Source organism: Nonomuraea sp. NPDC048892, from assembly GCF_040649735.1.
Classification (GTDB): domain Bacteria; phylum Actinomycetota; class Actinomycetes; order Streptosporangiales; family Streptosporangiaceae; genus Nonomuraea; species Nonomuraea maheshkhaliensis.
This window is the reverse complement of record NZ_JBEZFZ010000005.1, coordinates 390,034-402,457: the sequence shown is the minus strand read 5'-3', so window position 1 is coordinate 402,457 and position 12,424 is coordinate 390,034. Positions and strand designations below refer to the sequence as shown.

The window sequence follows — 12,424 nt, the reverse complement described above, 5'->3', positions numbered from 1 at the left end:
TGGGACTATCTAGAGAAAGTAGGCGTATATAGTCAGCCGATCAACTAACACCGCGGCCTGGAGGACGACATGGCCATCCCAGACCTCATGCCGCATCCTGTGGCAGCCAAGTACGCCGTCCTAGTGGATGTCGGTTATCTCTACGCGGCGGCGGGTGAAGTGCTGCTCGGTGCGAAGGAACGCAAGGAATATCGGGTGGCCGCCGATGAGCTCATCCAGAGTCTACAGAAACATGCAGAGGAACGTATATCTGGCGAACTTCTGCGGATCTATTGGTATGACGCCGCCCGTGACCGAGTGCCGACCGTCGACCAGCGGGTGATCGCCCAGCTTCCCTGGGTCAAGGTGCGCCTCGGCAACCTGAACGCCCGTGGCCAGCAGAAAGGCGTGGACGCGCAGATCAGGAGCGATCTGGAGGCGCTGGCCAGGCACCACGCGGTCACCGACACGATCCTGCTGGCGGGCGATGAGGACATGGTTCCGGCGGTCGAGGCGGCGCAGGCGTACGGCGTGCGCATCCATCTTTGGGGCGTCGAACCTCCTTACGGCACCAACCAGGCCGAACGCCTCGTGTGGGAGTCCGACACCGTCGAAGTGATCTCCGCTGATTTCCTAAGGCCCTTTTTCAGCCGTGCGCCGCAGCCCGTCCCCGTCACCCCACCCGCCGCCGCGCCCTCGCCCGCCCAGGTCTTCGCCGGCCGCGCGCCCGTCAAGCCGCACGCCAAACCCGGCCAGGTCGCCAAGCTCGGGCCCAGCCGGCCGCGCGTCGAGGACGTGGGCGAGCACGTGGCCCAGAAGTGGATCCTCACCCGTGGCCGCGACAACATCCGCGACCTGCTGCCCGGCCCGATCCTGCCGACCGTCATCGACACCGAGCTGCTGATCGAGGCCGAGAAGGAGCTGGGGCACTCGCTGCGGCCCTATCCCGAGGCCCGGGTGTGGCTGCGTGACGGGTTCTGGGCTCGGGTCTACCGGGAGTTCGACCTGGGGGTGGGGGTCTCGTCGAAGTGACCCGCGACGTGCGGCCGGCGCCGTGACCCACGGCGCCCGGCCAGGGTCGGGCGGCCCTGAGCCCGGCCGTCGTGGCGCCTCCTGAGCCGGCCGTCGTGCGACCCTGAGCCGGCCGTCGTGCGGCCCTGGACCGGCTGTCGTCGGCGGGGCTGAGCCGGGCGTCGTCCGGGGTTCCAAGGTCTGGGCGGTGACGTCCGATTTCCGCCAGTCGGTACCTCCGGGAAGCGCATACTGTCGGAAACATGTCGCCCACAGAGCTCGACTTCGACTCCTGTTACCGGGCCGTCTCCGCCAGGGACTCCCGGTTCGACGGTCGTTTCTACACCGCGGTGACGACCACCCGTATCTACTGCCGCCCGATCTGCCCCGCCCGTACGCCCGCGTCCCGTAACGTGCGCTTCTACCGGCACGCGGCCTCCGCCGAGGCGGCCGGGTTCCGCCCGTGCAAGCGCTGCCGCCCCGAGCTGTCGCCCGGTGACCCCGGCTGGGACCTGCGCGGCGACCTCATCGGACGGGCGCTGCGCCTCATCGACGACGGCGACGCCGACGAGCAGGGCATCGCCGGGCTGGCCAGGCGGCTGCACATCACCGAACGCCACCTGCACCGGCTGTTCGTGGCCGAGCTGGGCGTCGGGCCGCTGGCGGTGGCGCGCACGAAGCGGCTGCTGCTGGCCAAGCAGCTCCTGACGGAGACGGCACTGCCGGTGACGGAGGTGGCGTTCGCGGCGGGGTTCGGCAGCGTACGGCAGTTCAACGCGACGATGCGGGAAACGTACGGCTTCACGCCCAGCGAACTGCGCGCCACGTCGGGCCCCCGGACGGCCAGAAGCACAGCCGGACTCCGGACAACCGGAAGCACGGCCGCCTCCCGGACGACCGGCAGCACGACCGGCTCGCGCACAGCCGACAGCACGACCGGCTCGCGGACAGCCGGAAACATCCCCACGGCCGCCACACCACGCGCCCACCCATTGGTGGCCGACCTGCCCATCCGAGCCTCGGAGAGCCTTCCTGAGGCCGCCACAGCAGAATCCCCCGGTCCTGCGGCACTGCCGGCCGGGCCCGTCACGCTCCGGCTGCGGCTGAACCGGCGGGAGCCGTACGACGTGGACGGGATCTTCGCGTTCCTGGCCTCCCGGGCGATTCCCGGACTTGAGGTGGCGGAGCCGAAGTCGTACACCAGGGCCGTACCAGGCGGGACGATCACCCTCAGTCCCCGGCCGGACCACATCGCCCTGGACGTGGCGGTCGAGGACACCCGGCTGCTCGCCCGCGTCGTGGCCCGCTGCCGCCGGCTGCTCGACCTGGACGCCGATCCCGAGGCGATCTCGGAGGTGCTCGGCCAGACCTCGCTCGCCCCGCTGGTCGCGGCGCGGCCCGGGCTGCGGGTGCCGGGTACGTTCGACGGGTTCGAGCTGGCCGTACGCGCGGTCGTCGGCCAGCAGATCTCGGTGGCCGGCGCCCGTACGCTGCTCGGCCGCATCGTCGCCCGCGCCGCCGCACCCGGCGGGCTCTTCCCCGCTCCCACCCACCTCATGGAGACCGACCTGACCGGGCTCGGCCTGACCAACCGCAGGATCGCCACGCTCAAGGAGCTGTCCGCCCACCTCACCGAGGGCCGGATCGACCTGGACGGCGGCCAGGACCCGGCGGAGGCGGTGGCGGGGCTGCTGGAGGTGCGCGGCATCGGCCCGTGGACGGCCGGCTACATCGCGCTCCGCGCGCTGCGCGACCCCGACGCGTGGCCCACGGGAGACCTGGTGCTCGTCAAGCGCATGGCCGCCCTGGGCATCCCGCACGACCACATCGAACGGTGGCGCCCGTGGCGCGCGTACGCCGCCCTGCATCTCTGGAGCTCCTCATGATCGCTGCCCAGCTCGTACCGACGCCGGCGGGGCCGCTGGCCCTGCTGTCCCGCGAGGGTGTGCTGGTCGCGGCCGGCTTCACCGCCGACCCCGAGCAGATGTTCGGCCGCCTCACCCCTGAGCTCCAGGCGGAGGGCTTGGAGGTCGTGGACGACCTCGGACCCGCCTCGGAGGCCGTACGCGCGTACCTGGCGGGAGACCTGACCGCCCTGGACGCCGTCCCGGTCTCCCAGCCCGGCACCCCGACCCGCCGCCGCCTGCACGCGGCGTTGCGCGAGGTCAAGCCGGGCACGACGGTCTCGTACGGCGAACTGGCCGAACGAGCCGGCCTGCCGAAGACGGCCGCCAGAGCGGCGGGCTCGGCCTGCTCCCAGAACCTGATCGCCCCCTTCGTCCCCTGCCACCGCGTCCTGCCCAGCAGCGGGGGGTACGGCGGCTATTACTACGGCGTACCGGTAAAAGAGTGGCTCCTTACCCACGAATCAGGAGGAATTGCCAACCCAAAGTAATCTAATGGCAGCTCTCGGTAATATGTTCGGGACGGCGATTCCCGAAGGAGAGCAAGGTGCATCGCACACCCATCGAGGCCACGGCTGAGCAGCCGAGAGAACGGCCGAACTACGCTGATCTGGTATTCACGCATCTTCCTCAGCCGGATGCGGAGGACCTCTGGCAGCAACTGGTGGCGGCCATATGCGCCGACGACCTCGCGCCCGTCTCGACCAGCGGCGAGCCGACGGCAGACGGCGAAGCGGCGGGCACGACGATCGGCAAGGCGGAGTGCCTGGCACTGGGTAGGGAGGTCGGCCAGGGGTTCGGCAGAAGGGTCGGCAGGATGGAGGGCCTGACGAGGGCCATTCTCATCGTTCTGGACGCGCGAGGCATTCCTGCCTCAGGGGAAGCCCGCGAACGCATCCTCGCCCGTACCAGCATCTCCATGCTGGAGAGCCGCCTCAAGAAATCCGCCGTCGTCAGCAACATCGACGAACTGCTCAGCTGACCTGAACCTGTACAAGGACGAACATGGCCGTAACCGTCGACGACCTCATGCACCTCCCGCTCGTCCGCGAGTGGGTGGAGCGCTGTCAGGCGCGGGCAGAGGCGGTGGCACGAGCGGAGGGAGAGGCGAACGTGATCCTCAAGGTGCTGGACAAGCGCGGCATCCCCGTCACCGACGAAGCCCGCGAACACATCCTCGCCTGCACCGACACGGCCATCCTGGACACCTGGCTCGACAGGGCACTCACCGCCACCAGCATCGACGAAGTGCTCAGCTGACCCCCTCTGGCGTAGACGGCCGGTGCGATGTTCTGTCGTGCCGGCCTCGTCGTGGGTGAACGTGTCGTCGTGCCCATGCCGAAGGCCGATGGGTGCGGAGGTGGGCGGGGTGGGAGGCATAGACTTTTCGGCAAGCGACGTTAGTGGGCGTGGGCATTATTTGCGGACGCCCACTAGGCGAGCGCAGAACCATAGGGGACGGAGCCCGCGACATGGCCATTGCCGATGATGCCGCCGAAGCGCGCGCCCAGGGCTGGCGCACCCTCGCCGCGCTGCACGGGAAGATCGAGGAGCGGCTGGAGAAGGCGCTGCAGAAGGAGCACGGGCTGAGCGTCAGCGAGTACACCGTGCTCGACGTGCTGGCCAGGCAGGACGGGTGGCACATGCGCATGCAGCAGCTCGCCAGGGCCGTCGTGCTGAGCCAGAGCGCCACCACGCGGCTGGTGACCCGGCTGGAGAACCGGGGGCTGCTGCGCCGCTATCTGTGCCGGGACGATCGGCGCGGGATCTACTCGGAGGTCACGCCGGCCGGGCGGGAACTGCTGGCGCTGGCCGGGCCGACGCACGACGCCGTGCTGAAGGAGGTGCTGGCCGAGGCGGCGGAGCAGCCGGAGCTGGCCCCGCTCGCCTCCGTCCTGACCTAACTCGCCGGTGGGGTGACGTTGCTCTGGATCTCGCCGACCGGTACGTCCCGCGTCGTGTCCAACTGCACCGGCGCGAATTGGAACGGCACCACGTTGCCCTCGACCGTCACCGGCCACACCGTCGTGACGGTCAGCGTGTACTGCTCGCGCGGCTGGTCGATGGAGGAGCGCAGGTAACGCACCCCGCACGCGAACGTGCCGCCCTTGACGTACGGCTTGCCCGCCGCCCCGCAGCCCTCCTCGTGCACCTCGGCGCGGTCCTTCGTGGTGCCGGGGTCGATCTTGACGTCCTCCAGCGCGGCCGTCACGGTCACGCTCATGACGCCGGGGATGGTCGCGGTCACCGAGCGGCGGGTCTCGCCGATGCCGTCGAGCCACACCCAGGTCGGCAGGTTCACGTAGCTCTTGGCGTCGGGGTTGAGCTTGACGGTGGGCTCGGGCACGGTCAGCGCGGCTCTGGCGATCTCGGCCAGCTCCTGGATGGTGATGCCGGACGGCGGCGTCTGGCCGGGCGGTACGAAGACGAAGGGGTCGAGGGCGGAGAAGCAGGCCTCACCCTTGGGGTCGGAGGCGTCGTACGCCGGCCCCCACCAGCGCCCCTCCTTGCCGATCTTGTCCTGGAACTGCTTGAGGAACTCCTTGAACTTCTCCTCGGTCGGGTTCTTGGTGTGGCGGAACCAGTACGCCCGCAGGCTCTCCTGCGTCTTGAGCATGTCGGCCGCGTTCGTGCGGGGCTCGTACCAGCAGGGGCGTTTGAGCACGTAACCGTCGGACTTGCCGCCGCGGGCCCCGTTGCCGGAGACGATGACGTCGGAGTGGTTGAGCACGATCCCCTTCGTCTTGCCGTTGTCGATGAAGGTCTCACCGCTCGGCTGTTCCGGGGGCGCGCCGAGCATCATCGTGCCCGCGGCGACCATCGCGATCAGGACCTTCATACGGGGCACCCCTTATAGCTGTAGCGAAATGTCCTGATCCGCCAGACACCGTCGTCGCTCCGGTGGACGAGGATGGCATGGAGGTGGGGCCGGCGGATCCAGTCGGGCTGGGGCACGACCGCCTTGCCGGTACGCGTGTGGACCACGCGCGCGCCCCGATCGTCCACACAGGCGTTGACCTGCGCGCCCTTGTCCAGCTTCGCGGCGACACGCAGGTTGTAGAGGCGGGACGTGCCTTTCATGCTCTTGTCCTGTTCGGTGTACTGAGACACCCAGTCGTACGCTTCGCGGGCCCCGGTGAGTTCGAGATCCAGATCCTGTAGGTATCGATCGTTTCCGGAGGCGATCGCCTTCCTGGTGGCGAGGTGGTAGTCGGCCATGAGCTGGATCAGCGGATCCCGCTTGGCGGGCCAGTCGATGGTGACCTTGAGTTTGCCGCCGCCGATCGAGACCGTGCCCGCTCCCGGGGTCTCGCTCTCCGCAGGTTCCGGCTCCGCCGCGGCCGTAGTAGAAGGGGGCGCGGAGGCGGCGCCCTCCCCCGGCTGGTACGGCCGCTCGGCCGGCCCGCAGCCGGCCACCAGCAGCAGGTTCAGTGCCAGGACCGGCACGATCGCCGTACGTCTCATGCCGACGACTCCCTCACCACATGGATGCGCCACGAAGGCAGCAGTTCCTCGATCAACGCCTCGGTCTCGGGGGCCATCCCGCCCCCGTACGGGTGCGAGGCCGCCCGCCTGGTCAGCCCCTCGACGACGGCGCGCAGCCGGACGACGTCCTCGGTGGCGTGGGTGGCCCGCAGCAGGTCGCGCCAGAGGCCCTCGTCGTCGGCCGCCAGCAGCAGCGCCGCGCGCACGGCCGCGACCGCCGCGTCCGGCTGGCCGCCCGCGATCCGGATCTCGCAGAGCTGGTGGGCGGCGTCGGCCACGGCTGCGCTCACGTCGTACTCCAGGTCGTCGGCCGCCAGCCAGGTGTATCCGCCGGACCTGCGGCCGGCCAGCAGCGGGCCGCGGACCAGGCCGAGTGCCTTCTCCAACAGCACGGCCCTGGCCGTGGGGTCGCCGTGGGAACGGCGGACCAGCTCGCGGAACAACGCCCAGTCCGTCCGTACGTCGGGCCCCAGCCGCAGCCGGCCCGCTTCGTCGGTCAGCAGGTTCTCGGGGCCCAGCCACTGGGCGACCCTGGCGATGGTGGCGTCCCTGACCATGTCCTGGACGCCGCGCGGCCACAGCACGCCGCCGAGCACCACGGGATGCACGCCCCCGACGTGGGTCGCCAGGTAGACCAGCAGCTCGGTCGCCAGCGCCATCCGGCCCTCCTCCAGCGGGGGCAGGCCGGTGATCTCGACGGGGCCGAGGATCCTGATCTCGACGGCGGGCGGGTGCAGCCCTTCCAGCGGCTCCGGCTCGGACATGAGCTCGCCGTCGAGGCGGTCGGCCGTGCGGAACAGGTCGATCAGCGCGCGGTAGTGGCGGCGGGGCAGGAGCTGGGCCTCCACCTCGAAGCCCAGCTCGGCGAGCCTGGCCCGGCCGTCCTCGTCGATCTCCAGGGTCCAGGTCGCGTGCGGGACCTCGCCCGCCAGCACGTAGCCGGCGGTGTCGCGGCGGGCCAGCAGCGCCAGGCGGCGGGCCTCCTCGTGCGTGGGGGCGACCGCGGACAGCAGGTAGTGGGCGCTGCGCGGGCTGCCGGTGATGCGGCCGGTCAGCACCTCCATGCGCGGGGCCGCGCTCGCCTCCAGCTCGGGCAGCACCTCGGCCAGGCCGCCGACGGCCCTGATCCGGCCGGGTGCGATGGCGGTCAGCTCCTCGCCGAAGCCGACGAGCGTGATGCGCATGCGGTCGGACCAGCGGTTGGTGGCCAGCTCGACGGCGAGCGCGGCCAGCGCCGCGGTGGTGTGCGCGCCGCGCACGTTGATCAGGCCCTGCGCGGCCTCCAGGTCGATCAGCACCCGGCCGCCGTCGTCGGTGCCGATGGAGACCAGCCCGGGGTACGGCGCACCGCCCTGTCCAGGCCCGCCCTCCGGCAGCAGGCGGCCCTCGTGGGCGGGCAGCCGCCAGACCTGGCCGCCGTCGGCCGCCGTCCACGGGGCGGGCGGGTCGTCGTCCGCCGGGTGGATCCACAGGTCGAGCGTGCGGGCCGACAGGTGGGCCCCGTACACGGTGGGCGGGGTGCGGCGCTGGGCGGCCAGTTCGGCGCCGAGCACGCGCAGCCCGACATCGAGGACGCGGGCGCCCGGCGCGTCGCCGCCGAGCCGCAGCGCGACCTCGGCCTGCGCGGCGTCGTCGCGCGGGCGGACGATCCTGCGGCCGAACACGCGCCGCCAGAGCTGCTCGCGCCGCCGCCTGGCCAGCACGAGCAGCAGCCCGGCAGCGGCCAGCGAGGCGGCGGCCAGGTAGTCGGTCAGGTCGCCGTCCTGGGCCTCCCGCATGATGGTCTGCGGGCCGCGATCGTCCTGGCGCTCGGTCTGCGTGCTCCCCTGGCGGTCGGCCTCCTTGCGGTCCTCCCGCTGGTCCTGCTGGCGGTGTTTGCCCTCAGTCCTGTCCTGCGTCCTGCGCTCCGGCGTGTCGGGCCTGGTCTCGGCCTGCGCCCTGCCGGGGTGCTCGCGCAGCGTCTGCTCGCGCGGCTGGCCGGAGGGAACGATGTGCACGTTTCTGGCGTCGTCCGGCATGTCGAGCACCCAGCCGGGCCTGATCAGGTCCGCCATGCGCAGGCGGCTGCCGTCCGGCTGCTCTTTCACCTGATTAAGTCGGTAAATTTCGGGATAGCGGCGGCCGTCTCCCAGGCACTTCTCCGCGATCTCCCACAGGCTCTCGTGGTGCCGGCCGTGCGGCGGCTGCACCACGTACACCTTCTTGGTCTTGTGCGTCTCCAGCGTCTGCTCGACCAGCGGCGCCGAGTACGCGACCGCCGTCACCGGCGGAGCCGCGGGCGTGGGCGCCAGCTTGGCCAGCGGCACCACCATCGCCCCCGCCGTGAACAGCAGCAGCACGGCCGACACGAGCTTGTTGGCGAGGAACTGCATGCCGCCGGACATCGGCACCCGGGCGGGCATGCCGACCCTGCGGACGCCGGCATACACCTCGACCAGCACGCACACGAACAGCTGGAACCAGGCCAGCCACACCAGCAGCACCAGGACGGCGATGATCGTGCTCGGGCCGACGTTGCTGGTCAGCACGTCGATGTCGAGCAGCTCGGGCGCGATCGGCGGCCCGACGAAGGTCAGCAGCGCGTACGGGACGCCGCCCACGAGCGCCACCAGCACGACCAGCGCCCCGAGGCCGGCCAGCACGTCACCGGCACGGCGCCGGGCCGGGACGCGCACGGGCACGGGCACATGACGTCCGTGGGAACGCGCGGGCTCTCGCGTCGGCATCGCCTCTCCCTTCTCCGGTCAAGCGTCGTGGCTCATGTGTCCCCGCCTCCATCGAGTGGCGGGATTCGGTCTATCTCGCTTCCGGCGCGGCCGTGGCCTCGCCCGTCATCTCGGAGCCCGACAGGCCGATGGCGCTGAGGAAGAACGCCTCCCACCGGACCGAGACGGTGACCGTCACCAGTGCCTGGCCCTGGCCGACGGAGCACTCACCCGGGCTCACGTCGTCGCCGCCCACGGCCGTGACGATCTCGTCGGCCCTGGCGCACACCTGGTCCTCGCCGAGCAGCCGGGTCTGACCGGTCTGCCTGAGGTGGTCGACGTCGAGCTCGTCGGCGCCGGCCCGCGCGGCCTGCTCGGCCACGTCGGCGGCGCGCAGCCGGGCGTTGATCGCCGAACCGCCGTCCACCAGCAGTCCGGCCAGCAGGAACACCACGACCGAGAACAGCACGGTGAACACCGACATGGACCCGCGCTCGCCGGGCCTCATTCGATCCTCCTGAACTGCTCCAGCGGCACCACGGCGGTCCCCGTCAGCCGCTGGGTGCCGCCGAAGCCGAGGAAGCCCAGGTCGAGCTCGCACGTCACCTCGGCGTGCACCTGGCCGCCCTGCTCCCACTCGGACTCGGCGAGCGAGACCTCCGAGGACTGGCAGCGCCCCTGGAGCACGCTCGTGGTGATGGCCTCGGCGGCGCCCTCGGCCTCGTCCTGGGTGCGCTGCACGGAAGCGGCGCGGGCGGCGTCGCGGGCGGCCCCGTTGACCCGTCCCTGCGACTCCACCACCACGCCGGCGCCGGCCAGGAACATGAGGAACAGCAGGAAGACGGGGGCCAGCATGACCGTCTCCACCGCCATCGAGCCCCGCTCGTTCACTCGCAGTCCTCTCCGCCGTTGTCGGGCCTGAAGCACTCGACGGGGCCGCCCGCGGTGGCGGTGATCGTGAACGCGAGGTCGGGCAGCAGCGGGATCACCTGGACGGCGCTGCCGGTCACCGTGACGAAGCGCTCGTCGGGCTCCTTCTCCGAGGTCGTCGCCGTGGCCTCGCGCAGCAGCCGGGGACCGATCGTCCGGACGATCTCGGTGGCCTTCGCGGTGGCCGCGCCCTCCCAGGCGCCGGAGTCGAACGGTGCCGACCTGGCCACCCTGGCGCCCTCCTGGGCCGCCGCCTCGGCGACCTCGCGGGCATGGAACCAGAGCGCGACCTGCACGATGAGCAGCGCGGTCGCGAGGATGACCGGCATGAGCAGGGCCAGCTCGATCACCGTCACGCCACGCTCGTCCCGAGGGCGGACGATCACGGCTCGCCGCCACCGCCGCCGCCACCGCCTTCGCCGAAGTTCTCCTGGATCTGCGCCTGTTGCTGCTCGACCAGGTTGGCGATCAACGTGGCCAGGCCGAGCGCGACGCCGGCGATGATCGCGGTGATGATCACCCACTCGACGGCGGAGGCGCCCCGGGTGGGGGCGGTCCTGGCACGGTGGAGACGATCGCCCATGAACGCGGTGAAATACACGATCCAGGGATGGTTCATCAGACCCCCAACATCTTCATAGCGGCGGGATAACTGAGAAAGATCACAAAACCGGCGCACAGCAGGAGCTGGGCGACGAGCATCGACTGGGAGCGCTCGCCGGCCCGGCCCTCGATCTCCGCCAGCTCGCGCCGGCGCAGCGTGGCGGCCCTGGCGGTCAGCGAGGCGCGTACCTTCGCGCCGTCGTCCGCGACCAGGCCGAGCGCGGCGGACAGGTCGCGCAGCTCGTCGACGTTGATCTCCTCGCCGAGCTGGCCGAGCGCCTGCCACGGGGTGATGCCGACGATCCTGGCGCCGCCGAGCGCGTCACGGATGCGGCCCATCGCCCAGTTGGGCTGCTCACCGCTGACCGAGACCGCCATCATCAGGGCCTCGGGGACGCCGCGCCCGCCGGCCAGGTTCATGGAGACGAGGTCGAGGAAGGCCCCGACGACGTGGCGGAAGTCCCGCCGCCGGGCCGCCGCGTCCCGCTTGATCTGCAGGTCGGGCAGGAAGAAGAAGACGGCCGCCGCCACGATCGCGGCCCAGAACGGCACGGTCAGGGAGGCACCCCACTCCATGAGCACCAGCCAGGCGAGCAGCAGCGGGAAGACGAGCAGGCCACCGGCCGCCAGCAGCACCTTGGTGGCCAGGAACGCCTCGAACGAGCGGCCCAGCAGGGCCAGGTCCGCCTTGGCCGACCTGACCTCCCAGCCGCGGGCGCCGTACAGACGGGCCAGGCGGGTGCCGAGGCCGCGGCGGAACGCGCTGACCTCCTCGTCGGGCAGCACGAGCTGGATGCGGGGCGCGCCCGCGTCCTCGCGTACGGCGTCGAGCGCGAGCAGCCGCGCCACCAGCCCGGGACGGGCCGGGAAGAGCGCCCTGAGCAGGACGAACAGGCCGAGCCCCGCCACCGCTCCCGCCAGCGCGCCCTCAACCATCGCCACCGCCTCCTCCCATGAGCAGCCGCGTGGGCTTGTCGAACCTGGCCAGCCGCCGCATCCAGGCGAACCCGGCGCCGAACAGCCCGGCCACGACGACCAGGACCGCCTGGCCCAGCACGCCCTCGTACTCGGCGACGTAGGAGGGGTTGAAGACGACGAGGATTCCGGCGAAGGCCAGCGCGGTGATCACCACGATCTGCACGCTGCGCCGGGTGGCCCGGCGCTCGGCCTCGACCCGTCGGCGCATGTCGAGCTCCTCGCGGGCGGAGACGGCCAGCGCGCCGAGCACGTCGCGCAGGCCGGGGCCGCGCAGCTTGGAGTTGAGGATGAGCGCGGCCACGACGAGGTCGGCCGAGGGGTCGTCGAGCTCGTCGGCGAAGCGGCCGAGCGCCTCGGGCAGCGCCATCCTGGTGTGCAGCCGGTCGATCATGGCGCGCAGGTGGGGTCTGAGCGTGGGGGCGGCGGCCCTGATGGACGACGGGATGGCCTGTTCGAGGCCGGCGGCGCCGGCGATCGTGTCGCGCAGCGACTCCGTCCAGGCGGCCAGCCCCTCCAGGCGCTGCATGGCCGTGCGCTCTTCTGCCGCGCCGCCGGCGAGCCCACGCCAGGCGAACACGAGCAGCACCGTGCCCACCGCGACGACCGGCCAGCCGGTGACGATCAGGACCAGGGTGGCGGCCACCGCCGCCACGGCGGCGCGGGTGGTCAGCACCTTGATCAGGTGGCGCTTGGGCCTGGTCGGGCGGGGGCGCAGGCCGTACAGGGCGAGACAGAACAGGAACAGGCCGCCGCCGGCGGCCGCCCCCGCGAGCAGGGCGAGCGGGTCGAACGTGAACGGCATACGTCATCGACCTCCAGGAAGGCCCG

General features: G+C 71.6%; 15 protein-coding genes. 6 read left to right on the top strand and 9 right to left on the bottom strand.

The genetic code is table 11. The features are described from left to right. Positions 1-69: 69 nt before the first annotated feature. From AB0C28_RS19200 to AB0C28_RS19175, 6 genes are all read left to right on the top strand, one after another. Positions 70-1,011 (top strand): NYN domain-containing protein, encoded by a 942-nt coding sequence (locus AB0C28_RS19200; protein ID WP_125632505.1) that lies wholly within the window; start codon positions 70-72, stop codon positions 1,009-1,011. Between the two features lie 242 nt (positions 1,012-1,253). Then, entirely contained in the window at positions 1,254-2,876 is a 1,623-nt protein-coding gene (locus AB0C28_RS19195; RefSeq protein ID WP_358076074.1) for an AlkA N-terminal domain-containing protein, read from the top strand. Continuing rightward, positions 2,873-3,385, top strand: coding sequence for a methylated-DNA--[protein]-cysteine S-methyltransferase (locus AB0C28_RS19190; RefSeq protein ID WP_357847417.1), 513 nt, complete (start codon positions 2,873-2,875; stop codon positions 3,383-3,385). The genes AB0C28_RS19195 and AB0C28_RS19190 overlap by 4 nt, the downstream gene beginning before the upstream one ends. A gap of 56 nt (positions 3,386-3,441) precedes the next feature. Next, entirely contained in the window at positions 3,442-3,876 is a 435-nt protein-coding gene (locus AB0C28_RS19185) for a hypothetical protein (RefSeq protein WP_357847420.1), read from the top strand. A 23-nt stretch (positions 3,877-3,899) separates the two neighbouring features. Continuing rightward, positions 3,900-4,154, top strand: a complete 255-nt coding sequence (locus AB0C28_RS19180; RefSeq protein WP_358076071.1) for a hypothetical protein — start codon at positions 3,900-3,902, stop codon at positions 4,152-4,154. Positions 4,155-4,366: 212 nt separating this feature from the next. Beyond that, positions 4,367-4,798: a MarR family transcriptional regulator gene (locus tag AB0C28_RS19175; protein WP_357847426.1), complete on the top strand. Its 432-nt coding sequence runs from the start codon at positions 4,367-4,369 to the stop codon at positions 4,796-4,798. Here the strand turns inward: AB0C28_RS19175 and AB0C28_RS19170 are convergent. The 9 genes from AB0C28_RS19170 to AB0C28_RS19130 form a co-directional block, all read right to left on the bottom strand. Then, positions 4,795-5,733, bottom strand: a complete 939-nt coding sequence (locus AB0C28_RS19170; RefSeq protein WP_357847429.1) for a hypothetical protein — start codon at positions 5,731-5,733, stop codon at positions 4,795-4,797. The genes AB0C28_RS19175 and AB0C28_RS19170 overlap by 4 nt on opposite strands. Continuing rightward, positions 5,730-6,359 carry a hypothetical protein gene (locus AB0C28_RS19165; RefSeq protein ID WP_357847432.1) on the bottom strand — a complete coding sequence of 210 codons (630 nt, stop codon included), beginning with the start codon at positions 6,357-6,359 and terminating at the stop codon, positions 5,730-5,732. The genes AB0C28_RS19170 and AB0C28_RS19165 overlap by 4 nt, the downstream gene beginning before the upstream one ends. After that, the gene (locus AB0C28_RS19160; RefSeq protein ID WP_358076068.1) at positions 6,356-9,106 is read right to left on the bottom strand and encodes a BTAD domain-containing putative transcriptional regulator; all 2,751 of its coding nucleotides are present in this window, start codon (positions 9,104-9,106) and stop codon (positions 6,356-6,358) included. The genes AB0C28_RS19165 and AB0C28_RS19160 overlap by 4 nt, the downstream gene beginning before the upstream one ends. Before the next feature lie 70 nt (positions 9,107-9,176). Next, a complete protein-coding gene (locus AB0C28_RS19155; RefSeq protein ID WP_357847439.1) occupies positions 9,177-9,593 on the bottom strand; it encodes a flp pilus-assembly TadE/G-like family protein in 417 nt (138 codons plus the stop codon). After that, the gene (locus AB0C28_RS19150; protein ID WP_357847442.1) at positions 9,590-9,976 is read right to left on the bottom strand and encodes a TadE/TadG family type IV pilus assembly protein; all 387 of its coding nucleotides are present in this window, start codon (positions 9,974-9,976) and stop codon (positions 9,590-9,592) included. Before AB0C28_RS19150 ends, AB0C28_RS19155 begins: the two co-directional genes overlap by 4 nt. Then, entirely contained in the window at positions 9,973-10,371 is a 399-nt protein-coding gene (locus AB0C28_RS19145) for a TadE family protein (RefSeq protein ID WP_357847445.1), read from the bottom strand. The genes AB0C28_RS19150 and AB0C28_RS19145 overlap by 4 nt, the downstream gene beginning before the upstream one ends. A gap of 26 nt (positions 10,372-10,397) precedes the next feature. Beyond that, entirely contained in the window at positions 10,398-10,634 is a 237-nt protein-coding gene (locus tag AB0C28_RS19140; protein WP_357847448.1) for a hypothetical protein, read from the bottom strand. Then, positions 10,634-11,554, bottom strand: coding sequence for a type II secretion system protein (locus tag AB0C28_RS19135; RefSeq protein ID WP_357847880.1), 921 nt, complete (start codon positions 11,552-11,554; stop codon positions 10,634-10,636). The genes AB0C28_RS19140 and AB0C28_RS19135 overlap by 1 nt, the downstream gene beginning before the upstream one ends. After that, the gene (locus AB0C28_RS19130) at positions 11,547-12,398 is read right to left on the bottom strand and encodes a type II secretion system F family protein (protein WP_357847451.1); all 852 of its coding nucleotides are present in this window, start codon (positions 12,396-12,398) and stop codon (positions 11,547-11,549) included. The genes AB0C28_RS19135 and AB0C28_RS19130 overlap by 8 nt, the downstream gene beginning before the upstream one ends. Positions 12,399-12,424: the final 26 nt, after the last annotated feature.